This is a genomic window from Olsenella sp. DNF00959 (assembly GCF_001553055.1).
Classification (GTDB): Bacteria; Actinomycetota; Coriobacteriia; order Coriobacteriales; family Atopobiaceae; genus Olsenella_I; species Olsenella_I phocaeensis.
Window position 1 is genome coordinate 179,659 of sequence record NZ_KQ960127.1, and the last position, 23,718, is coordinate 203,376.

The following is a 23,718-nucleotide window of genomic DNA, read 5'->3' on the forward strand; positions in this document are numbered from 1 at the left end:
AGGCAAACATGGCGAATGGAAAGAGGAAAGTCGCATCGACCGCCCTTGGTGTTGCCGTGTTTCTTCTCGGATCTGCCGTGCTTCTGTACCCCGAAATCGACTCCTGCGTCGCACAGAGATCGGCCAGCGAAATGGTGAGCGATGCTATGGCAAAGGATGCCAGGGATGCTGACGCGCAGGCGACGGAAGGCAACGGGCGTGCCAAGAGTGGCGATCCTGCCTACAGGTACCTCTTGCATTACAACGAGAAGGTAAGGAACGGGAACGGGGGAGCCATCAACGACCCCTGGGGCATAGGCGTCGACGTCTCCGGCCTCGAGGGAATGGGGCTGGAAGAGGACGTCATCGGGTCCATAACCATTCCTCGCCTGGACGAGACCCTTCCGCTCCTGCTGAACGCAACGACGGACCACATGGCAGTGGGTGCCACTGTTATTTCGGGCACCTCGGCCCCCCTTGGCGGACAGGGGGACAACTGCGTCATAGCTGCGCACAGGAGCGTATGGCATGGGCTGCGGATGTTCCGTGACATAGAGGACATGGAACTGGGTGACCTGCTCACCATCGACACTCTGTGGGACAGTCTCACGTATCGGGTCGTCGAGACGAAGGTCATATCTTCCGACGATGCCGACGCGCTGCGTCCCCAGGCCGGACGCGATCTGGTCACCCTGTTCACCTGTCACCCCTACAGGCATAACTACCAGCGCTATCTTGTCATCTGCGAGCGCGTGCAAGAGGGGGGTACGCAGGAGGTGCCCAGGGGCATTGCAAGGCTCGTCGTCCAGGCTGCCAATCCCAGCGACTCTCCCGACCTCGTGATGGAGCGTTGGATTCGCGTGGGAGGCCTTCTGATGATGCTTGTGATGGTGACTGCAGGAGTCGTCGTCCTAGTCGGCAGCAGCTTGCGCGGCAGACGTGGAAAGGTCCTTGCTGGGCACGCCCGCGGCAATGGGCATGCCAAAGGGATGGGCAAGGGTCGTCCCCCTGCCCGGGCTGGTGGTTCTGGTGATTGATGGCATCGGTCGGGCCGGTGCCCCTGAGCAAGACTTCGTTGGTTGGAGGGTGTCGTGAAGAAATTGAACTCATCAATGCTTGGCAGGGTGCTCGTGCTGTTGCTGGCATTGTCTATGGCCGTTCCCTCCGATGGAGTCTGGGCCATGAGCCGCGCCTTCGCCGCAGAGAGCGGGGAAGAAGTCGCAGTCGCGGGCGACACGTCTGCCCCGTCAGCGAGCACGGGCGCGGGTGAGGATGGGTCAGATAGTGCGGCTGACTCACGCGTCGAGAGGCGGACCCTCGACGTGGCCGTCTTCGAGGACGAGTCCCTGAGCAGGCCCCTTGAGGACGCACCCAAGGTCACCATCACGGGCGAGCTTCCCGCGGACGCCGAGGCAAAGGCTTACGTTGATGACATCACCGACAAAATCGAGGGAGTCGACGACTCCGCCGTCGGCCTCACGCAGGAGGACGAGGAGCGGCGTGCCAAGGAGTATGCCAGTGACGGCGAGACGGACCCCTTGAAGGATGACTCGAAATCCGTCACGATTGCCTCCCTCAACCTTGCCCTCTACGACGAGGCGGGTACAGCCATGGACGCAAACCTCCTGAAGGGTGAGGTCGAGGTTGGTGTCGGCTCAGACAAGTTGCCTGATGGTGAGAATGCAAAACTCAAGGTTTATTCGATAGGCAACACCGAGAAAGAATCAAGTGCAGGAGCCGAGAGCGCTGAGGAACTCGATGGCGCCAAGTTTTCTGATTCGAATGACTCGGTCAAGTTCAATGTCACCGGAGCGGGGACCTATGCAGTGGTACGCGGCGCGAAACTCCTACGTCGCGACCAGCCGCTGAATACAGGCTTCAGCGCGCGTGACCTGGGCATCCAGACAGACTTCTTCGACTACTACGGTGATGTTGTGAATGGCAATCCATTCGATAGCGGTGCCAATAGGTTTGCGAAGCCCAACACCACAGGTATCAACTCCAATGGTCATCGCCTTCAGTTCTATGGATACGGAAGCGTCAAAAAGGACGACCCAAATAACATTAACCACAATATTTCCATCAACAACTACACTTATGGCGCTACTCCGCTCTCCGATACTGGCGAAGACGCCATCCAACGTTCCTCGGCTCTGCAGGGGATCGTCCAGAACAAGCTTGGCGAGGACGGCTACCCGGTCCTTGCTCCTGGATTGCGCTGGAAGTATGACACGGATGACCGGACTGACGGAACCGAGAGCCTCAGTTACCTGTTTGATGGGTCGGTCCAAGCTGGCAAGAAGTCCTATATGGGTCTTGACGGCTTCATCCAGAAGGGTCGCATCGACCCTGCAAACAACCAGTTCATCCGTGATGAGAACGGCAGCTACTACGGATACAACAGCAACGAGACCTATGCCTATTACAACAAGGAACAGGGCAATGGTGGCTATGTCACTCTCTACGATGACACGTACCCAAAGGCCGGCGCCTCGTCCTACATGATTGGTTTCTTCCCCTTCGATAACTATGATTCCTCAAGAAACAACGTAGGCAGTTGGGATCCGCACAGCAACCCGAACCCTCTCAACCACCACAACGGCGTGACGATGAGCGCTACCTTTACCCTCCCGCCTGATGGCCAGGTGTCAAATGCTGACGGTACCAAGAGCGATATGCTTTTCTCCTTTTCGGGAGACGACGACGTCTGGGTGTATATCGATGGCGTGCTCGTGCTCGACATAGGTGGCATCCATCAGCCCGCGCAGGGTACGATAAACTTTCATACGGGCGAGACGACCATGGGCGGTGACCGTTTCCTCGGTCGCACTGCGTATACGGAAGATGTATATGATGCTGGTGCCGGGACTACTCTTGGCAAGAACAGCTCCATAGCGCAGGCGTTTGAAAAAGCAGGCAAGACGTTCGATAGTAGTCCGTATTCCACGCACACCATCAAGTTCTTCTATCTGGAACGCGGTGGCGTGGACTCGAACTGCATGCTTGCCATGAACCTCGCGTTCACTAAGGCAACCGAGCTGACCGTCGATAAGGATTGGGCGGACGGCGACAGGCTCCACACTGACAGCGACGACTCCGTGTATGTCCAGCTGTACCGTCAGGTTGACGGTGGCGAGCGCGAGGCCGTTGATGAACCCGTAAAGCTGGATAAGGACTCGAAGGACAAGTACGGCATCGGCCCCTTCCGCCACACCTTCGACAACCTGCCGGTGCGTGACGAGCTCAACCACGAGATTAAGTACACGGTGGAGGAGGGGACGCTCGAGGGAGGCGCGTTCGTCCCCAAAGAGGCGGGGATACAAACCAGTGGCAAGGTGTATACGCTCGACAAGATCGAGTATCGGTATGCGAAGGGAGCCCATGGTGCCGATCCCAAGGTGGAGACATATCGTCCAGACGATCCCTCGACCTTCGGTGCAGCATTCCACAACGGTAACGAGGATCCCCAGATTGGCACCGCAGTCATCACAAACAAGCCGAGCATGAAGCTGACGGTCGAGAAGCAGTGGAGGGATGACTCGGGGAATGCTCCCGACCCCGCCTCGTATGAAAACGATTCCGTATGGGTTCAGCTCTACAAGCTTCGCAAGTCAGGAGGCTCGTTCCCCAGTGAGGATCAGGCGACGGCTGTGGGCAGCCCCATCGAGCTCAAGGCATCCAATAGCTGGCGGGGAGAGTTCGATATCGTCGAAGAAGGAGAGGACGTAAAGTATATCGTCCGCGAAGGGACCTACGATGGGTCTACCTTTACACCCTCAGATGTGATTTACGCTGCGAAGGCAGACGCTGCTGATGCCGGCCAACCCTATCAGCGCGTCTCGACCACATACACAGTTGACGAGCTCAAGCAAAACTACAAGACTGAAGTGGTCCCGACTCCAGGGGGCGGCGCTTCTCAGCAGATCGTCAACTCTTTGAGCTACAGGCTGCATTACGGACGAGTCGGAGGCATCCTCCATCGATACATCGGAACCTATCTCACAGGCGAGCTCGATGACGGAATCATTGACCCCTTTGCACAGAAGGGGGTAGGTGGAGAAAGCGGTGGGCTCAATGACTTCTGGTGGAGCACGCGTGATCTTGTTCCTGTTACCTTCGCCATACCCGAGAATGCCAAGACCTTCAAGGTGATGGGTGCCGTGCATGGGAATGACTTCCACATTTTCCAGCAAGATGGAAGGGTGGTGCGACTGAGTGAGAGCGCCGTGGGGGCGGGCTACACGACGACCGTCACTGGTGACCAGTTCACCATCCAATTCGACGAGAGCTATGTGGCAAGCCACAAGGGGCAGACCCAGACCATTCTTGTGCCCGCGGGCGTGAAGCGTACCGCACAGAACCACTATGCAATGCTCACCTGGCTCAATGGTTTCAACAGGCATGGATATATCGACCTGCAGATGAGGGGAACCACCCTCGGCGGCTCCTCCACGACCGTGCAGACGGTGCCGGATGGCGACCCATGGGTCGAGAACGGCAACGCTTCCGATGGCGGCGTCCAGTTCCTCACGGAGCATGAGACAAGTGCGACCCAAAGGAAGACCACCATTGCTGGACACACTGTCATCGCAAACAAGCCGCTCAAGACTCAGATTGCGATTCTCAAGCAGGATGCGGACACGAATGAGGCTATGAACGGAGTCACGTTCACGCTCTACAGGTCCAATGCGAGCTGGTCAAAGGGAGAGAAGATCTCGAGTCAGACCACGGACATCGATGGCGGTGCGATTTTCGCATCCATCAATGATGGCTACTACGTGCTCGAAGAGGAGAGGGGTTCTGCCAACTCCACCTATGCGCTTCCCGGGGGATTCTGGAAGGTTCAGATAAAGGGTGCGCAGGTGAAGCAATTCCTCGATCCGTCTGGCGCAAGTGTCCAGGCTTCTGACAGCATAGGCCAGTATGTCCTCAAGAACACAAAGGTCAAGACGGAGCTCGAGGTCTTGAAGACGGACGGAGCGAGCAGCACGGCTCTTCAGGGAGCCTGCTTTACGGTGAGCACTGAGGGTGGGAAGTATGTCCAGGCAGATGGATCTCTGAGCGGAAGCGCTTACGAGTTCATGACAAATTCCAGCGGAAAGATTGTCATCCGGAACCTTACGGCGGGCACCTACTGGCTCTCAGAGACCAAGGCTCCTGCGGGTTATCAGAAGCTGGGGAACGACATTCGAATACAGATCAACAACGATGGCACACAAGCACTATTCTACGAGGGTGCTGCTCAGCAGAATGTGAGCATCCTGAACCATAAGGTCTCTATGACGGTGAAGAACAGCAAGGCCCCCGACCTTCCGTTTGCCGGCGCAACGCCGCGCGACTTCCTTTTCGTGGGCCTTGCGATTGCCGCCCTCGGCGCCGTTCTGATGGCGTTCACGATGAGGCGCAGGGACGTTTGGGAGTAGGGGGTTGTTCGGTGCTCCGTCCAGCATGTAGGGCAGTTCGTTGATTTGTGGCGGTGGCTAGGTTTCGTCGCGACCTGGCCACCGCCTGGCCTACTTAACGTGGACCTCACGGTGGGCTGCAGGAGGGTTTCGTAACCATTACCCATTTGTGCTGCGCTGGTCCGTCGGGCACGAGTTCGGATAAGCTGACTCCATTCGCGGCCGTGCCCCGATTCCGGCCGATGTATTGATTCCCGTACCAACAAGGAGGAACGCATGACACTGGAGGACAAGGACGCCTCCGAGCCTTCGTCTGTCGAGGCATCGGAAGCCGTAACAGAAGTCACCGCGACGGCCGTCAGGCCCGCCGCACCCACCCAGGAGGCGCCCGCGCGTACCGGTGCCCCCGTGCCGCCGGAGGGGCTGGGGGAGGCCGTGGCCTCCACCGCCTCTGGCGCCAGCGCATCCACGCCTGATGAGTCCGCACCCAAGAAGCCAGTGAACAAGAAGGTTGTGATTGGCATCGTCGCCGCGGCAGTCGTGCTCGTCGGCGTAGGCGCCTTCCTCTTCGCGCGAGGTCAGGCTGCGAACGCGGGTCGTCTCGCCATCCACGAGTCTGCCGAGAAGATCGTCTCCGCAGACCAGGAGCTCGTCGACCTTGACCGGTATGCCGACCTCGAATACTTCTCCCTCGCGTTGAGCGATCCCTCCGACGCCGACGACACCTTCTCGTCCGCGACGGACTCCCTCGACGCGGCGCAGAAGGAGCTCGGCGAGGCGAAGTCCAGCGAATGGGCGCTCGACGGCGCCGACAAGGACGCGATCGCCGCTCTGCAGAGCTCCGTCGACGCGCGCAGGAACATGGTCGAGACGGGCCGCAAGGTCGTCGACTCCCTCGGTGGCGCCTACACCGCGAGCAGCAGCATCACTTCCTACTACTCCGACCTCAGCAACTTCCAGACCAGCGTCGGCGACGCGATCAGCGTGGTCAACGCCGCGTCCGATGTCGCATCGATAGACTCGGCTCGCTTCTCGACCGACGTCGAGGGCGCGAAGCAGCATGCGAGCTCCCTCTCCGCCGACGTCAGCGCCGCAAAGGCGGCCGTCCCGTCTGCGGACTTCTCCAAGTTCCAGGACGTCGTGGACAAGAGCGTCGCGCTGGCAGACCTCCTGAGCCAGCTCTCCGGTGCCATCTCGTCCGGTGACACGTCCTCCGTCAACTCAATTGCGCAGACGTTCAACTCGGACAAGAACGACCTCATCGACGCCATGGGGAAGACGGAGGAGCTCTCTGACCTCGCGGACCTGCTGGTGACGGACGAGGACAAGAGCCTTGCGGCCGACTACCAGTCCGCCCGCGACGCCGCTGTCGCCTCCCTGGAGCCCCTGAGCTCTTACACTGGTATTGACCTGAGCGACCTGACCAAGGGTTCGAGCCTGCTCGACTAGGAAGGCCGTCGCATCGCGCGCCCGAACGCCACAGCTGCGGCAGACGGGTGGCATGCGTCCGACACATCTACGAAAGGATTTGCAAATGGCAGAAGGCAAGGGATATTTCTCGCGCTCCTGGGCGCTCATAGGCAAGGAGCCCGGCTGGTACAAGGTGCCGCTCGTCATGGGCATCGCCAACTTCGTCCCCATCGCAGGTCCGCTCGGGACCTCGGGCTACGTGCTCGAGTGGTCGCGATTGATTGCCTGGGGTGCCGATGCCGCGCCGAAGCGACACGGCGTCAGGGTGGGCGAGTGCATCAAGAGCGGATGGCGTGGCTTCGCGTCCACGATTGGCTGGGGCGTGCTGCTGGGAATCATCATGTCGCTGGTCGCGAGCGTTAGCCACGGCGGCGTGGTGCCGTTCCTCCTGTCGCTCGTCATCGGGGTGTTCGGCGGCACGATTCTGGCGGTCTGCTGCGTGAGGGCGGCCATCTACCAGAACTTCAAAGCGGGCTACAGGGCCGACCGCATCTTCGAGATGCTCAAGAGGGACTTCGGCGGCATCGCCAGGATCGCGGGCCTCTGCATCCTGATCTCGCTGATCATCACGCTGGCCATGTACCTGATTGCGCTCGTCGCGTTCATTCCCCTGATTACGAAGCTGGTCAGTATGGCCGCCTACACCAGCGCTCATGCCTATTCGTCGTACGCGGGTGACTCGTACTACGTCTACAGCGAGATCATCTCGACACTTATGGGCATGATCCCGGTGCTGCTGGTGATTGGCTATCTGGGGTCGGTCGCGACCTCGTTCGCAAGCCTCGTGGAGTACGCGGCGGTTGGTTTGTGGATGAGGCAGTTCAACGTCCCTGCATGGGGCGCGAGCGGAGACCCCCTGCCTCAGGACCTGATGCTGCCCGGCGCCACGGCGGACCCCGTCGTTCCGGTGGACCCGACCGCAGGCGACGGCAGTGTCGTGGACGCCACGCCGGTCGACACCGCCGACTCTGCCGCTGAGGTCGTCACGCCTCTGGACGTGCCAGCTGCGGCGGTTGCCACGGAGGTCACGGAGGACGTGGACGGGACGGCATCCGTGGAGGCCACGGATGCCGCGGACGAGGCGGCTCCTGTGGTCGAAGAGCTCGCCGCGGACGCGCCGACGGTTGCAGCGCCGACGATGCCGGCGGACGGCGTGACCGGCGAGGTTGCTGGGACGACGCCCGACGAGCCTGCTGTCGAGGACGCGGACGAGGATTCCGACGAGGATTCCGACGAGGATTCCGACGCGGACTCCGATACGGGTGCCGGCATGGCCTCCGACGAGACCAAGGACGAGGACCCGACCCTCTAGGTCTCTCCGTCGAATTGTCCGATGCTTCAGTGACGCCCGGGGTCGCATGGCGCGGTCCCGGGCGTTGCAGAATGGTGGCGACCTGGTATAGCCGTTCCTCTCGCCCCCCCGATGTGCTACCATACGCCGAAGGCAATGACGGAGAGGTTCGCAGCCCGCGTCGCCAGCGGAGAAGAGAGGGCACCCACCGGCTGAGAGGTGCCTCCAAGGCTGGGCTGCGAAGTTCACTCCACCAGCCGCGACCTCAACGCAGCGCTCGCCGCCGCAAGTAGGGAAGCCGTAGGCCCCACGGCACGGGGCGGAAGAGCGGGCGCTCGCGAGAGAAAACGCGACGCCAATCAAGGTGGTACCGCGGAATCATTCCGTCCTTGGGCTTGTGGGCCCGAGGACGGTTTTTCGTTCTTGGGCAGGAGGGCGCCGGCAGCCTGCCGGCGGCGACGAGAGGGGTTTCCAAACATGGCAATGTCCGACGACCTGAGGGCCATCCAGGATCAGGTGGAGGAGGGGCTCAAGGAGGCCACCACCCTCGACGCCCTGGAGCAGATTCGCATCGCCGCCCTGGGCAAGAAGGGTTCCCTGACCGCGCTCATGCACATGATGGGCAAGGTCCCCCCCGAGGAGCGCCCCGCCATGGGCAAGCTCGCCAACACCGTGCGCGCCAACGTTGACGCCGCCATCGCCGGTCGCAAAGAGCAGCTGGCCCGGGCCGTGCTCGACGCGCGCATCCAGGCCGAGGCCGTGGACGTGACCCTGCCGGGCCGCCGCCTGACCCCGGGCACCCAGCACCTCATCAGCCAGATCCGCGAGGAGATCGAGGACATCTTCGTGGGGCTCGGCTACACCGTCGAGGACGGTCCCTTCGTGGAGACCACCTACTACAACTTCACGGCGCTCAACGCCCCCGAGGACCACCCCAGCCGCTCGGCCAAGGACACCTTCTACGTGGAGGACCGCGCGCCCGAGGGCAAGGCCCAGCACGTCCTGGGGGAGTCGGACGTCCTCCTGCGCACCCAGACCTCCGGCGTCCAGGTGCATGTGATGGAGGAGAAGAAGCCTCCCATCTACATGATCTGCCCGGGCACGGTGTTCCGCCCCGACACCGCCGACGCCAACCACCTGCCACAGTTCACCCAGGTGGAGGGCCTGGTCGTGGACGAGGGCATCACCTTCGGCGACCTCAAGGGCACGCTGGACTACTTCTGCCGCGAGATCTTCGGCAAGGACCGCGCGACCCGCTACCGCCCGCACTTCTTCCCCTTCACCGAGCCCAGCTGCGAGGTGGACGTGTCCTGCGGTGTCTGTCACGGCAAGGGCTGCCGCTTCTGCAAGAACACCGGCTGGCTCGAGATCCTGGGCTGCGGCATGGTCGACCCCAACGTCTTCGACTACGTGGGCATCGACCCCGAGAGGTACTCGGGCTTCGCTTTCGGCATCGGCGTGGAGCGCGTGGCCGCGCTGCGCTACGACCTGCCCGACCTGCGCATGCTCATGACCGGCGACATGCGCTTCTTGAGGCAGTTCTAAGTCCGCAGACCCCGCGCCACCAAGACTTCCGCGCGACCAAGAAGGAGAATTCCATGCGCGTCTCTTACGAATGGCTCAAGACCATGGTCGACCTGCCCGACGACCCCCAGGAGCTGGTGCGCGAGTTCGTCCGCACCGGCACCGAGGTCGAGGCCGTCGAGCGCGTCGGCGCCGACATCACCAAGGTGGTCACCTCCCAGGTGCTCGAGAAGGTCCCCCATCCCGATTCTGACCACATGTACGTGTGCAAGATGGACGTGGGCGCGCATAACCTGGGCGCCGACGGCAAGCCCGAACCCCTGCAGGTGGTCTGTGGCGCCCAGAACTTCGAACAGGGAGACAAGACCGTGACCGCCCTCGTGGGTGCCACGCTCCCTGGTGGCGTCACCATCAAGAAGGGCAAGCTGCGCGGCGTCGAGTCGCGTGGCATGAACTGCTCCAGCCGTGAGCTGGGCCTGGATGGCGACCACAGGGGCATCATGATCCTGCCTGCGGACACGCCCGTGGGCGTGGACTTCACCGAGTACATGGGGCTCAGCGACACGGTGATCGACTGCGAGATCACGCCCAACCGTCCCGACTGCCTCTCCATGCTGGGCATGGCCTCTGAGGTCAGCGCCATGCTGGACGAGCCGACCCACGTCGAGCTTCCCCAGATCAGGCACGAGAGCGCCGACTTCGGTCGCAGCTCCGACCTGGTGGACGTGCGCATCGACGACAACGAGCTCTGCGGTCGCTACACCGCGCGCGTGGTGCGCAACGTGAAGATCGGTCCCAGCCCCGAGTGGCTGGCCCGTCGCGTCATCGCCGCCGGCAGTCGTCCCATCAACAACGTGGTGGACGTGACCAACTACGTCATGTACCTCACCGGGCAGCCCCTGCACGCCTTCGACCTGGGCAAGCTCACCGAACGCGACGGCAAGCGCCACGTCGTGGTGCGCGCGGCGGCCGATGGCGAGAAGGTCGTGACCCTGGACGGCGTGGAGCGCGAGCTCACCAGCGACATGATCGTGATCACGGACGACGGCAAGGCCCCCGTGGCCTTGGCTGGCGTCATGGGCGGTCTCGACTCCGACATCGACGAGGGCACGGTGGACGTCCTTCTCGAGAGCGCCGTGTTCGAGAAGGGCCACATCAGCCGCACGAGCCGCAACCTCGACCTCATGAGCGAGGCGTCGATCCGCTACGAGCGCCAGGTGGACGGTGCTGGCTGTGCCCGCGTCTCCGACGTGGCCGCCGCCCTCTTCGAGGAGTGCTGCGGCGCCCAGGTCTGCGAGGGCAGGGTGGACGAGTACCCCGCCCCCGTGGCCGCGTCCCGACTCACGCTGCGCCCGGAGCGCGTGCGCTCGCTCTGCGGTGCGCCCATCGAGGACGAGTTCATGGCCTCTCGCCTGCGCCTGCTCGGCTGTGACGTGGTGGTGGGGGAGGACGGTGCCCTCGAGGTGACGGCCCCCACCAACCGTCCCGACCTCACCCGCGAGGTCGACCTGGTGGAGGAGGTGCTGCGCCTCTGGGGCGAGGGCGACGTGGAGCCCACCCTGCCTGCGGCCCGCAACCACGCCGGCGGCCTGACCGAGGAGCAGCGGACGCTCCGCAAGATCGGCTCGACCCTGCGCGCCGCCGGCCTGAGCGAGACCTCCACCTACAACTTCGCCGACCCCCAGGAGCTCGAGCTCCTGGGCATGGGCGAGACGGGCAAGGGCGTGCCCGTGCGCATCCTGCGACCGCTTGTCGCCGACCAGAGCGAGATGCGTCGCGACATGCTGCCCGCCCTCCTGCGCTCCGTCGCCTACAACCGCGACCACGGCGTGAAGAATGTCCACCTGTACGAGGTCGGCCGCGTCTTCTACGGCCACGAGCACAGGAGCCAGCCCGACGAGCCCAGCATGGTGGCCGGCGTGCTGAGCGGCTCCTGGGCGGACGACGCCTGGAACCAGAAGACGGGCGAGCTGGACTTCTTCGACGCCAAGGGCGTGGTCGAGACCCTGCTCGAGGCCCTGCGCATCACCAAGGTCCGCTTCCGCGCGGCCGACCCCGAGTCCTACGGCTGGCTGCAGCCGGGCCGCTCCGCCGAGGTGCTGGCCCAGGGAGAACTCATCGGCTGGGTGGGCAACGTGCACCCGCGCTCGCTCGAGGCCTTCGGCATCGACGACGCCGTGGTGGCCTTCGAGCTGAGCGTGGCCGCGCTGCTGAGGCTGGCCAAGGACGAGCTGCCCTACGAGGACGTGCCCACGCTGCCCGGCGTCTCCATCGACCTGGCGCTGGTGGTGGACGAGGGTCTGAGCTACGAGCAGGTCATGCAGCGCATCAGGAGCGCCGGTGGCAAGCTCCTGGCCAGCGCGGAGCTCTTCGACGTGTACCGCGACCCCGTGAGGGTGGGCGTGGGCAAGAAGTCGATGGCCTTCTCGCTCGAGTATCGCGCGGCAGACCACACGCTGACCTCCGAGGAGGTGGAGAAGGCGCACGGCAAGCTGGTGGCCAAGGTGACTAAGTCCACCGGGGGAGAGGTACGCGGCTAGGGGGCGCCGGGGCGCCGGACTGGGGCGCCGGGCGCTGCGCGGCGTGGTGCTGCGTGGCGTGCAAGCGGCGCCGTCGTGACGGCCACACCGCTTCGTGCTGCGCGGGTGGCTACGAAGTGGTGGCGCTTCGGCGCTTCGTAGTGCGAGAGTGGTAAAGAATCGTCTGGATGTCGGCCGGTGGCTCCGAGTGGGCCGCCGGCCGCCTTCTCGCTGCGTTTGGACGCCTACCACGACGTCGTGTGTGGGCAACTCTCGTCCGTGACAACGTCCAACGCGTGCTTGATTTCACCGACTGCGCCCAACGTGTGCGTCCTCGCCATCCACAACGTCCAACGTGCGCTCGGCTTCGCCGACAACGTCAAATGCGTGCGACTTTCGCTCCAAAGCGTCCAATGCGTCCGAGGACCCTGCGTTTGCCCAGTTGCTGCATCCGCTTCAGACGCGTTCGACGTAATCGACGTATTGCGGGACGCGTTGGACGTTGCTGATGCATCGGCAGACGCGTTCGACGTAGTTACCGCTTCGGGAGACGCGATGGACGTTATGGCTGCGCCGTGAGACGCGATCGACGTTTTCGATGCGAGAGGAGACGTGTGCGGCGTAGTCAGTGGAGAGGGACGCACGATTGACGTAGTGGGCGGGGGAGAGGCGCGTGTCTGACGTTGCTGGTACGGAGAAGCGCGCGGCGTGCGCGAGGCCGCTCGCGTCAGACGTCGCCCCGTCCGCTCGCGTCAGGCATCGCCCCCGTCGGCGCGGCGTGCGCAAACGTCCTATGATGTTCCAATGCCGAGCTGGAACATTCATAGCGCCCACGTGGAAGCCCTCCTGAAGAAGTGGAGCCCCCAGGAACTGGGGATACGTGACGTCAACGCCTTTCTCTTCGGCAACTTCCTGCCCGACGTCTACGTGGGCTACATGGTCAAGCCCACCACGCGCATCATCGTCTACAACGACACGCACTTCGCGGACCCAAACTTCGTGCCCGAGCCCCGCTACTGGGAGTTCTGGCGCCGCTTCGGCCTGCCCAGCGCCGATGCCGACGGTCGCGTGTCGGACCTCGTGCTGGGTACCTGGTGCCACCTCGTGGCAGACAACGCCTACAACCACGACGTGAACGCCTTCATCGAGGGCATGGGCATCCGTCCGGGCGAGACGACCCGCATCCGCAAGCAGGGGGACTTCGACCTCTTTGGCCGCACCCTCGACCTGCGTCTCGAGTGCCGCCTGGATGACGAGCTCGTCCGACAGGCCCACGCCTTCCCGCAGTACCCTGTGCTCGAGCCCGACCTCAGGGCGAGCGTCGCTGCCGCTTCCGCCATCGTGCGCGACAACCGCCTGCATCACGTGGACGGAACGCCCGCCTACAGCATGCTCACGCCAGAGCTCTTTTCCAACATGTTCGAGGAGGTCCAGCAGCGCATGCTCGAGGGCCTCCTGGCCTACGCCGAGCAAGGCGCCTCGGCGGAGCCCCTCAGAAGGGAGGGCCCCCGTGCCCGACGCCGCTAGCAACAGCGCACCGAGCGCCCCCGTGTTCGGCAAGCAGGGAGGAGAGCTGCTCTACGTGCAGGTCTCCGACTTCGTGAGGGAGAAGATCTACTCCAAGGACTGGGGCGTGGACGAGCCCATCCCCTCGGAGCACGAGCTCATGGACATGCTCCACCTCTCGCGCGGGACGGTGCAGAAGGGCGTCCGCCAGCTGGTGGACGAGGGCCTGCTCGTGCAGCAGCGCGGCCGCGGGACCTTCGTGGTGCAGCCGGTCATGGCGCGTCCGTCGTCCAACCGCCTGCTATCGTTTGGCGAGTCGATGGGGCATCAGGGAATCGACTTCACCACCCGCGTCATAGAGTGCGAGGTGCGCGCCGCCGGTCCCCTCTGCGCCGAGAACCTGCAGATCGAACCGGGCAGCGACTACCTATACCTGAGCCGCGTGCGCTACGTGCGCAAGCGCGCGGTCATGTTCATCGAGAGCCACCTCAACCTGGGCGTTTGTCCGGGGCTCGAGGGGGCCGACTTCACGCGAGAGGGGCTCTTCGCCGCCGTGCAGCGCACGAGCGGTCACGAGATCGGCCGCTCCGAGATGGTCTACACGGCCCGCACCGCCGGCAAGGTGCGCGGCGGCCACCTGGAGTGCGACGAGCACGCGCCGGTGCTCGAGCTCGACCAGCTGGTGCGCCTGGACGACGGAACTCCCTTCGAGTGGGGCAGCGTCTGGCTGCCGGCGAACCGCTGCGTCATCAGCAACGAGACCCGCCGCGCGTAGGAGTCGCCTGCGCCGTTCGTGCAGCCAATCGCGCTCGAACGCTCGTCTCGCTTGGCACGCACGAGTGCTGCCAGCGTGCGTCGCGCACGCCGAAGCGCACGGCTTTCTCAACTTGCACGTCGAAACGCACGTCCTGCCCAACGCGCACGCCGAAGCGCACGCTCCGCTCAACGTGCACGCTGAAGCGCACGCTCCGCTCAACGCGCACGCCGAAGCGCACGGTCGCATCTGCGTTTGCCCAGTTGGCGGGAGAGGCGTCTGTGTGTTCGAGCGTGGTGGATGAGAACGGCGTGCGCAATGGCGTGATGGGCGAGAACCGCGCGTGCAACAGCGTGCCCAGGCGAGAGGAGCCGCGCCCGTGCCAGCCTAGCCAGCCTAGCGCTCGCAGAGCCAGTAGCGCACGCTCAGCGGCGGGACCTCCGAGCCTCCGCCGAAGTCGTGGTCCTCTCCCGTGATGACGTCCACGGCGCGACCGCAGCGCGCGTCGAAGTGGAAGGTGTGGGGCTCGTCCGCCGCGTTGACGGCTACGATGAGCCGCTCGTGCTCGCTCTGGCGCTGGAAGAGGAGCTGGCGCGGCTGGCAGTCGAGCTGGGCGTAGTCTCCCCAGGCGAGCGCCTCGGCGCCGGGGTGCCCGGGCCTTCTGCAGGCGGCGAGCGACGCGACCCAGCTCGTGAGGTCGTTCCACTCCGGGGCGTCCAGGGCGGGGCGCAGCTCGTAGTCGCCGAAGTGCTGCTCGCCCTCGATGCCCCACTCGCTGCCGTAGTACACGCAGGGGACTCCGGGCATGGCGAAGAGCAGCCCGTAGAGGGCGGGGAGCTGCCTGGGGTCATCCAGGCGCGTGGCGATGCGCGGCACGTCGTGGTTGTCCACGAAGTTGAGCAGGTGCCTGCCAGTGTAGAGGTCCCAAGGATGGCTGCCGCTCTGGCGCTCGAGCGCATAGGCGACCTCGTGCATGTTCGCCGCGTTGAGCGAGGACCAGAGGCCCTTGTACGCCTCGTAGTTGGTGACCGAGTGGCAGAGCTCGTCGCCCATCCACTGCCTGTAGTCGCCAAACATGGTCTCGCCCACGAGGACGAACTCGGCGTCCCTCTCGCCCAGCCGCCCCCTGCGCGCCTCGGTGAGCTCGTTGGTGATTCGCCGCAGGTAGGCGAGGTAGCCGCGGTCAAGGCAGTAGGCCACGTCCAGGCGCAGCCCGTCCACGTCGAACTCGCGCTCCCACTGGCGGATGACGTCGGCGAGGTAGTCGTTGAGCGCGAAGTCGGAGTGGTTGAGCTTGACGAGGTAGGGGACGCCCTGCCAGCACTCGTAGCTCAGGCCGTCGTCCCACTCGTCGTTTCCGCCCCAGTCGATGTTGAACCAGCCTGCATAGGGGCTTGCCTCCCGGTTCTGGAGCACGTCGCGGAAGGCCCAGAAGTCGCGGCCCACGTGGTTGAGCACGGCGTCCAGGAGCACCTTGATCCCCGCCTCGTGGCAGGCGTCGACGAGCGCGCGGAGGTCGTCGTTGGTGCCGAGCCTGCGGTCCAGCGTGAGGTAGTCAATGGTGTCATAGCCGTGGCTCGAGCTCTGGAAGACGGGGTTGAGCATGAGGCAGCTCGCGCCCAGCCTGGACATGTGGTCCACCCAACCGTCGTCGACCAGGCGGTGCAGGCGCCTCTCGGGCTCGGACGCGCCGTCGTTCTGGTGCGGCGCCCCGCAGAGGCCCAGGGGGTACACCTGGTAGACGACCGACTCCTCGTACCAAGACATGGCAGGCTCCCCTCTGCTCCGGCCCCGGCCGGGCGGCTTGTGCGGGTGGTGGACGCCGCCGCGACGCGGCACCTGGCATCCGTCCGCCCGCGGCGCGTTGGATGTTCTGGCCCTACATGATAAGGGCGGGACGCCAGCCCGAAGCCAGCGTCCCGCCCAGCGGTCCCCTGTGTGGCCTGTGGCTACATCGCCATCGTGGTGGTCTGCACGTAGGCGCGGGTGGCGTACTCGCGGTCGAGGTTGAAGAGGCCGCGGGGGTCGTTGCCGAAGAGCTCGTAGTCCTTGATCATGTCGGAGGCGTTGGTCTCCTCCTCGCCCTGCTCCTTGATGAACCAGTCGAGCAGATTCATGGTGCGGTAGTCGTGGAGCTTGTGGGCGGCGGCGAAGCAGTCGTTGATCGATGCGGTGATGAACTGTTCGTGGCCGAGGCCAGCCTTGAGTACGCTGAGGTCGTCGGTGAGGGCCACGTCGGGCTTGGCGATGGTCTCCATGGTGGGGACGAAGTCGTTGTCGAGCAGGTAGCGGCGGAGGATCCTGGCGTGGTCGAGCTCCTCCTGGGACTGGATGACGTACCAGTTGGCATAGCCTTTGAGGCCGCGGTCCTCGAAGAAGTCGGCGAAGGTCATGTAGAGGTAGGCGGAGTAGAGCTCCTTGTTGATCTGCTCGTTGAGGCTGCTGGTGACGCTGGAATCGAGTGCCATGTGGTTCTTCCTTTCGAAGGGGCCTGCGTGTCGGTGCGGGCGACCGAGTCGGGGTCTCGCCCGCGCTGGCGTCTTGCGTACGTATGGCTTATACCCAAAGGGTGGGTGGCCTTGGTCGCTTGGCCGATTGACACGAAAACTCTTCCCGAGGAGGGGCCATGGGAGCGCGCGGCGACACCCCTGCGAGCACGCTGGTGGGAAGCGAGAGGCGCCTTGCGCCCCTGAGCTGGGGGGCCTGTCTTGGGGCATTGGCCCTCTCGGCCGCACTGCTGTGGAGGGCGGCGTGCGCGCCCGCAGACGCGCCTGGCCTCGCCTCCGGGCCTGCGTCCGCCGGTCTGGCGTCGCGCGCGGGGCTCTTCGCCTGCGTGCTCGCGACGTTGCTTCCCCAGCTGTGGAACCTCGTGGCGCTCGCCGCCGACCGGGGCAGGGCGAGCTTCGGCATGATTCCCTGGGCGCTCGCGTCGCTTGCCCCCGCCGGCCTGGCGTACCTCCTCGCCGGCGCACGCGGCGGATGGTGCCTCGTCGCCCTCGCGTCGCTCGCGCTGGGCGGGGCAGTCGGGCTCTTCCTGCTGGCGGGCCTCGCGGCGCTGCGTGCGGCGTACCGCTCCCGACCGGACGTCACCGGCATCCGTGCCGCCATAGTGCTGGGCGCCGGCGTGCGCGACGGTCGTCCCGGACGGACGCTCGAGCTCCGCCTCGCCCGCGCGCTCGGGCTCTGGCGCGCGCATCCCGAGCTGCTGCTGGTCTGCACGGGAGGCGCGGGGGAGGGTGGCCGGAGCGAGGCCTCGGTGATGGCGGATTGGCTGGGCGAGAGGGGCGTGCCCGCGTCGTCGCTGCTCGTGGAGGACGAGGCGGCCAACACCCGCCAGAACCTCGAGCTCTCGCTCGCGCTGCTGCGTCGGAGGGGCTGCGGCTTGGGAGAGCGCGTCTGCGTCGTGTCGAGCGACTGCCACCTGTTCCGCGCCCTGCGCGAGGCGCGAAGGCTGGGGGCCGACTGCGTGGGCGTCCCCGCCGCCACGCCCCTCGCGAGCCTGCCCCAGCAGTGGGCCCGCGAGCTTCTCACCCTGGCGCTTGGGCGCTGAGGCCCCGCCATCGCGCTCCTGGCGGCCCGTCGTCCGCTGCGATTGACGCCGCCGCTCGTGCCGTTCGCGTCGCCCGACGCCGCCGCCCGCGCCGCTCAGGCTCGTCCCAGCGCGACTCCGACCAGGGCCCGCTCGAGCCTCGGATGCTCGTGCAGGTAGCGCTTCGCCAGCGCCTCGACCTCCGATCTGAGCTTCGCCTCCTCGGCGGGCGTGAGGTAGCGGCCCATCACGCCCAGGAGCTCGCGATAGCTTCTGTGGCCCGTCTCCTCGCTCGCGTAGTCATAGAGCCGCTCTCCGTGCGCGCAGGTGTTGCGCACGGCCACGAGCTCCTCGAGGTCGTGGAAGACCCCCTTGCGGGTGAGCGGGCTCGTGCCCCCGCGCTCGCAGGCCTCCCAGAGCCTGCCGGTGGCCTCCTCCTGCTCCTCTCGCCTCATGAGGGCGTAGAAGTACTTGAGGTTGCCAAAGGTGAGCTCGTTGAAGAGCACCCAGAGGGGCACGCCGTCGTGGTTCTGCTGATAGTGGGCGACGCGCGCGTCCGGCCTGGCGTCACGTCGCTCCGGGCTGGCGGTCGCGCCCGCCCCTCCCTGCGCCTCCACGCCGCGGGCGTGGTGCTCGAGCGTGTTGATCATCCACTCGAGGTCTCCCTCGAAGCTCGCCTCCCCGCGCAGGTAGTCGCGCTGGCGGCTGTAGCTCTGGGGCCTGAGGTAGGCCTCGGTCTGCCGGTGGCGGTTGCAGAAGACGTACGAGAGCACCGATCGCATGAGGCCCTCGATGGACATCAGGCGGAAGAAGGTCGCCGCGCGGAGTTCGCGGTCGAAGCAGAAGAGGGCGTGGACGTCGTCCAGGCTGGTGCCGGGCAGGAAGCGGTCGTCGCCTGCCCTGCCGCTGGCCGCAGGGTCGAGAAAGGGCAGCCTGTAGCCGTTGACGACGGCGTAGTAGCCCTCGCGCAGGAGGAGGAGCTGGGCATGGGATCCGCAGCCCATGCCGCGTCTCCGTAGGAGCTCGACCTGCTCGTCCAGCGTTTTGAAGGGTTTGTCCATGCTCGTCCGCCCTTTTCCTGACCTTGCCCTCGGGGCCGCCCGTCCTTGCGGGCGTCGCTCGTGCCGCGGCCCCGCTCTGTTGGCATTATGCCGCGACGACCAGCGTGAATGCCAGGCCCGGGCCTTTTGCGGGGCCGCGGCTTTAAAAGCCCCCGAAGCCCTCGTATAGTGGTGGGTGTCTGATGAGTCCGGACTCACCGGGAGCTGCCATGCGTGCCACGTATTGCCCCAACTGCGCCTCTCCGCTCGACGATGGGGACGAGCGCTGCCCCTCCTGCGGCATCGTGCTCGCGGAGTGGCTGAGGCCGGAGCTGCTTGACGAGCCGGACGACCAGGCCCTTCAGGGCACGGCGTCGCTGAGGAGGCTCGAGGTGGACGAGCTCGCGGCGGATGCAGGGGCGCCTGCGGACGAAGGTGGGGCCACGGATGGCGTTGCGGAGGCGGTCGGCGAGCCAACGGCGGACGAGCTTCCGGAGGAGGGCGATGTCCTGGCCGAGGGCAACGCCCCGGCCGAGGATGACGCTCCTGCTGCGGGCGACGTCCCGGCTGAGGGCGAGGTACCAGACAAGGACGACGCCCCAGCTGAGGGCGAGGTGCCAGAGGAAGACGAGGCGCCAGAGGAAGACGAGGCCGTTCTCCCCCTTGACGAGGTGCTCACCAAGGAGGCGCCACTCTCCGTCCGTTACGCGCGGCGCGAGGAGGACGAGCCGGACGGCTGGAGCAGCGACCACAACCTGCCCCTGGGAATCCTTGTCGGCATGGTCGTGGTGCTCCTCCTGGTGCTCCTGGCGATGAGCCGTTGCGGCAACCGCTTCGTCGACCCCTACGCGCCCAGGATGGGCCAGCAGGCCTCCGGGCAGGCGACATCCCCGTCTGGCGACTCCGAGGCTGGCTCTCCGACGCAGGAGGGAGGCTCTGACGCCGACGGCTCGCAGGCGGCTTCCTCGGGCGGCTCGCAGGCGACTGCCTCGGGCAACCCCGTCGCAGACGGCGAGGACGAGCGAAGGCTTCGCCAGACCCTGGTCGAGCGCCAGTTCGAGCTCAAGAGCCTCGCCCAGAAGGTCGATGCCAGCGAGCGGGCCTTCGACGACGGCTACGCAGATCGCTGGGTCGAGCGCAACGCGCACGCGGCGGACGCCAACGCCCTCCTTGAGCAGGTCAAGTCTGCCTATCAGGATCTCTCGTCCCAGCAGGTGGAGGCGGACTCCAGCCTGCGGGGCCAGTACCTTCTCCTCCTGCGCTGCCATGCCGACCTCGTGGACCGCATGCAGATCGTGAGCGAGCTCTGGGAGCGCGACCTCTGGTACGACTACCCGCAGTACGAGCAGAAGACCATCCTCGAGCCCCGCACGAGCAAGACGGATGCGGACGGGAGGCTCGCGCCCAAGGCGGACTACGACGAGGCTCTGTCGCAGATCAGCCTCTAGCCGGCGCAGGGCGACCAGACTACTATCATCCTTGTTGACCAAACTGCGCGGGTGACGGGTGCCTGCGCGATGGGGGAGAGGTGCGGGCATGCCGGGCAAGCGATCTGACGTCATCTCGTGGGACGAGTTCTTCATGCGTGTCGCCTTCGCGGCGAGCCTCAGGAGCAAGGACCCCAAGACCCAGGTCGGGGCCTGCATAGCCGACGTCAACAACCGCATCCTCTCGGTGGGCTACAACGGCACGCCCATGGGCATCGGCGATGACGAGTTCCCCTGGGGCTCCCCCGAGGACGACCCGCTGCACGACAAGCACAGCTACGTGGTGCACGCCGAGGCCAACGCAATCCTCAACTATCGCGGATCGCTCAAGGACATGCAGGGCGCGACGATATACGTGACCCTCTTCCCCTGCCAGGAGTGCGCCAAGATGCTGGTGCAGGCGGGCATCGGCAAGGTGGTCTACCTGGACGACAAGTACCACGACACCCTGGGCGCGCAGATTTCTCGCACCGCGCTGGACAGCTGCGGCGTGAGCTACCGCCAGGTGCTCCTGCCGGAGGACGCCCTGCGCTAAAGCCATCGTGGCCGCCCTACAGCGCCTCGCGGCGCCCCCGCCGCGTCCGCGACTCTCCGCTCCGCCTCCGGTGCGTTCGCCACGCCACGTCCCGTGCTGCTTCTCGTTTCGTTCTCTATGCATTTCTCTGAAGTCAGGTCGACAAAAGGCCAGTTGAGAGACTTGCGATTTCAGAGATTGGCATAGAGAACGCCCCGACGGTTCAGGAGATGGCATAGAGAACGAGGTTGGGGGAGTTGCCGCGTCGTGCGCATGATGTGGCGTGCGTACGATGCGGCATGTACACCGCATGCGTGCGGCATGCATGTGGCATGTACGTGGCGCGCACGCGACGCAGGCGTGGACTGTAGCGTGCACGAATCGGACGCATGGTTGAAATCTAAGCGTCGATGCATGAGATTTTCTGACTTCTACGGTTTATGAGCCGCGCGTGGGGGTAGATTCTCTCCTGTATGAAAAAGCGATGCGCCACGTCGCCCGCCGCCAACGGCCTGACCCACCGGCTCGGTCCATCGGTCCGTCACCGGTCCACAGGTCCGTCGTCGGCCCGGTTCGCCACCGGTCCACAGGCTCGCCGCCATGCCCTGCCGCATGGGGCGGCCCCACGGCCGTTGCCGCAGCGGCGTCGCCATCGTCCGCCCACGACACGAAGGGAAGCCGTCCCCAATGAAGCAGTTCAAGACCGAGAGCAAGAAGCTCCTGGACCTCATGATCAACTCGATCTACACCAACCGCGAGATCTTCCTGCGCGAGCTCATCTCGAACGCCTCCGACGCCATCGACAAGCTCAGCTTCAAGAGCCTGACCGACCCCAGCGTGAAGCTGGACGCGGACTCCCTGGCGATTCGCCTCTCCTTCGACAAGGACGCGCGTACCATCACCGTGAGCGACAACGGCATCGGCATGACCCAGGAGGAGCTCGACCGCAACCTGGGCACCATCGCGCACTCCGGCTCCGAGCAGTTCAAGGAGGAGAACGCCGCCCACCAGGGAGACGAGATCGACATCATCGGCCAGTTTGGCGTGGGCTTCTACAGCGCCTTCATGGTGGCCGACCGCGTGCGCGTGGTGAGCCGCGCCTTCGGCTCCGACCAGGCCTACGCCTGGGAGTCCGACGGCGTCAAGGGCTACAGCATCGAGCCTGCGGCGGAGGGGGAGCGCTCGGGCGAGGACGACCACGGCACCGACGTCACGCTGTACCTGCGCGAGGCGGACTCCGACGACCCCGAGGCCGGGGAGTCCCCGGACCGCTTCCTGAGCGAGTGGGGCCTGCGCGACCTGGTGAGCCGCTACTCCAACTACGTGCGGCATCCGGTCCAGATGATGGTGAGCAAGAGTCGCGAGCTGCCGCGTCCGGAGGACGCCGGCGACGACTACAAGCCCCAGTACGAGGAGTACCAGGAGCTCGAGACGATCAACTCCATCACGCCCATCTGGAAGAAGCGCTCGAGCGAGGTCGAGCAGAAGGACTACGACGAGTTCTACCGCTCCGCCTTCCATGACTGGGTGGACCCCGCGCGCACCATCAGCTTCCACGCGGAGGGCTCGCTGAGCTACGACGCCCTGCTCTTCATCCCGGGACAGGCGCCCTTCGACCTCTACAGCAAGGACTACGAGAAGGGCCTGTCGCTCTACTCCTCCAACGTGCTCATCCAGGAGAAGTGCGCCGACCTCCTGCCCGACCACTACAACTTCGTGCGCGGCGTGGTAGACAGCCCTGACGTCACGCTGAACATCAGCCGCGAGACGCTGCAGCAGAACTCCCAGCTGCGCGCCATCGCCCGTCGCGTGGAGAAGAAGGTCACCTCGGAGCTCAAGGGCATGCTGCGTGACGACCGAGAGGCGTACGAGAAGTTCTTCGACAACTTTGGTCGCGGCCTCAAGTTTGGGATCTACAACTCCTACGGCTCGAAGGCCTCGGAGCTGGCCGACCTCCTGCTCTTCTGGTCGGCCCGCGAGGGGAAGATGCTGACCTTCGCCGAGTACGCCGAGGGCATGGCCGAGGGGCAGGACAAGGTCTACTACGCGGCGGGGGACTCCCGAGAGCGGCTCCAGAAGTCGCCCGTGGTGAAGAGTGCCGTGGACCACGGCTTTGACGTGCTGCTCTGCACCCAGGACGTGGACGAGTTCATGTTCCAGGCCATGCGCAGCTGGCACCAGGACGCGGTCGCGGGGGACTCCGAGCACAAGGGCACGGATGCGCGCGACCTCGAGCTGGTCAACGTGTCCACCGCCGACCTCGACCTCGCGACGGAGGACGAGAAGAAGGCCGCCGAGGAGGCGACCAGCGAGCACAAGGGCCTCTTCGACGAGCTCAAGGACGCCCTGGGCGAGAAGGTCACGGGCGTTCGCGCCGCAGCGGGCCTGGGCGAGGCGCCGGCGACCATCGCCGCGGAGGGTCCCGTCTCGCTCGAGATGGAGCGCGTCATCGCGCGGGGTCCCGAGGGCGAGATGGCTCCCAAGGCCCAGCGCGTGCTGCAGCTCAACGCCGCGCACCCCGTGTTCGGGAAGCTCGTGGCCGCCGAGGAGGCAGGCGACAAGGACCGCCTCAAGCTCTACGGCGACATCCTCTACGACCAGGCCCTGCTGGTGGAGGGGCTTCCCATCGACGACCCCGTGCAGTTCGCGAAGAACGTCACCGAGCTGATGTAGGTCCCTTGATGTAGGTCCCTTGATGTAGGT

General features: G+C 65.3%; 15 protein-coding genes. 12 read left to right on the plus strand and 3 right to left on the minus strand.

Annotation, left to right across the window (positions count from 1 at the left end; all coding sequences use genetic code 11):
• Positions 1–8 precede the first annotated feature (8 nt).
• The 8 genes from HMPREF1868_RS04530 (at position 9) to HMPREF1868_RS04565 (ending at position 14,466) form a co-directional block, all read left to right on the plus strand.
• The gene (locus HMPREF1868_RS04530; RefSeq protein ID WP_062530820.1) at positions 9–1,016 is read left to right on the plus strand and encodes a class C sortase; all 1,008 of its coding nucleotides are present in this window, start codon (positions 9–11) and stop codon (positions 1,014–1,016) included.
• A gap of 54 nt (positions 1,017–1,070) precedes the next feature.
• Complete coding sequence (locus HMPREF1868_RS04535) at positions 1,071–5,402, plus strand: SpaA isopeptide-forming pilin-related protein (RefSeq protein ID WP_156439418.1); 4,332 nt, start codon at positions 1,071–1,073, stop codon at positions 5,400–5,402.
• A 255-nt stretch (positions 5,403–5,657) separates the two neighbouring features.
• Complete coding sequence (locus tag HMPREF1868_RS04540; RefSeq protein WP_062530824.1) at positions 5,658–6,830, plus strand: hypothetical protein; 1,173 nt, start codon at positions 5,658–5,660, stop codon at positions 6,828–6,830.
• Between the two features lie 85 nt (positions 6,831–6,915).
• Positions 6,916–8,163, plus strand: a complete 1,248-nt coding sequence (locus HMPREF1868_RS04545) for a DUF4013 domain-containing protein (protein WP_062530826.1) — start codon at positions 6,916–6,918, stop codon at positions 8,161–8,163.
• A gap of 456 nt (positions 8,164–8,619) precedes the next feature.
• Entirely contained in the window at positions 8,620–9,687 is a 1,068-nt protein-coding gene (gene pheS / locus HMPREF1868_RS04550; RefSeq protein ID WP_062530828.1) for a phenylalanine--tRNA ligase subunit alpha, read from the plus strand.
• A 53-nt stretch (positions 9,688–9,740) separates the two neighbouring features.
• The gene (pheT, locus tag HMPREF1868_RS04555) at positions 9,741–12,206 is read left to right on the plus strand and encodes a phenylalanine--tRNA ligase subunit beta (RefSeq protein WP_062530830.1); all 2,466 of its coding nucleotides are present in this window, start codon (positions 9,741–9,743) and stop codon (positions 12,204–12,206) included.
• Between the two features lie 813 nt (positions 12,207–13,019).
• Positions 13,020–13,712 carry a hypothetical protein gene (locus HMPREF1868_RS04560; RefSeq protein ID WP_231782260.1) on the plus strand — a complete coding sequence of 231 codons (693 nt, stop codon included), beginning with the start codon at positions 13,020–13,022 and terminating at the stop codon, positions 13,710–13,712.
• Positions 13,696–14,466, plus strand: a complete 771-nt coding sequence (locus tag HMPREF1868_RS04565) for a GntR family transcriptional regulator (protein ID WP_009278906.1) — start codon at positions 13,696–13,698, stop codon at positions 14,464–14,466. Before HMPREF1868_RS04560 ends, HMPREF1868_RS04565 begins: the two co-directional genes overlap by 17 nt.
• 375 nt (positions 14,467–14,841) lie before the next feature.
• On the opposite strand, the gene HMPREF1868_RS04570 is transcribed toward HMPREF1868_RS04565, so the two are convergent.
• Together HMPREF1868_RS04570 and HMPREF1868_RS04575 are read right to left on the minus strand one after the other, a co-directional pair.
• Complete coding sequence (locus HMPREF1868_RS04570; protein ID WP_062530834.1) at positions 14,842–16,212, minus strand: alpha-amylase family glycosyl hydrolase; 1,371 nt, start codon at positions 16,210–16,212, stop codon at positions 14,842–14,844.
• Between the two features lie 182 nt (positions 16,213–16,394).
• A complete protein-coding gene (locus HMPREF1868_RS04575; protein ID WP_062530837.1) occupies positions 16,395–16,913 on the minus strand; it encodes a ferritin in 519 nt (172 codons plus the stop codon).
• Between the two features lie 158 nt (positions 16,914–17,071).
• Between HMPREF1868_RS04575 and HMPREF1868_RS04580 the strand changes: the two genes are divergently transcribed.
• On the plus strand, positions 17,072–17,995 hold the full coding sequence (locus tag HMPREF1868_RS04580) for a YdcF family protein (protein WP_062530839.1): 924 nt from the start codon (positions 17,072–17,074) through the stop codon (positions 17,993–17,995).
• 95 nt (positions 17,996–18,090) lie between these two features.
• On the opposite strand, the gene HMPREF1868_RS04585 is transcribed toward HMPREF1868_RS04580, so the two are convergent.
• On the minus strand, positions 18,091–19,035 hold the full coding sequence (locus HMPREF1868_RS04585) for an Abi family protein (RefSeq protein ID WP_062530841.1): 945 nt from the start codon (positions 19,033–19,035) through the stop codon (positions 18,091–18,093).
• A 209-nt stretch (positions 19,036–19,244) separates the two neighbouring features.
• Between HMPREF1868_RS04585 and HMPREF1868_RS04590 the strand changes: the two genes are divergently transcribed.
• The 3 genes from HMPREF1868_RS04590 (at position 19,245) to htpG (ending at position 23,688) form a co-directional block, all read left to right on the plus strand.
• Entirely contained in the window at positions 19,245–20,462 is a 1,218-nt protein-coding gene (locus HMPREF1868_RS04590) for a zinc ribbon domain-containing protein (protein ID WP_062530842.1), read from the plus strand.
• An 88-nt stretch (positions 20,463–20,550) separates the two neighbouring features.
• Positions 20,551–21,036: a deoxycytidylate deaminase gene (locus HMPREF1868_RS04595; RefSeq protein WP_062530844.1), complete on the plus strand. Its 486-nt coding sequence runs from the start codon at positions 20,551–20,553 to the stop codon at positions 21,034–21,036.
• 666 nt (positions 21,037–21,702) lie between these two features.
• A complete protein-coding gene (htpG, locus tag HMPREF1868_RS04600) occupies positions 21,703–23,688 on the plus strand; it encodes a molecular chaperone HtpG (protein ID WP_062530846.1) in 1,986 nt (661 codons plus the stop codon).
• The last annotated feature ends 30 nt before the right edge of the window (positions 23,689–23,718 follow it).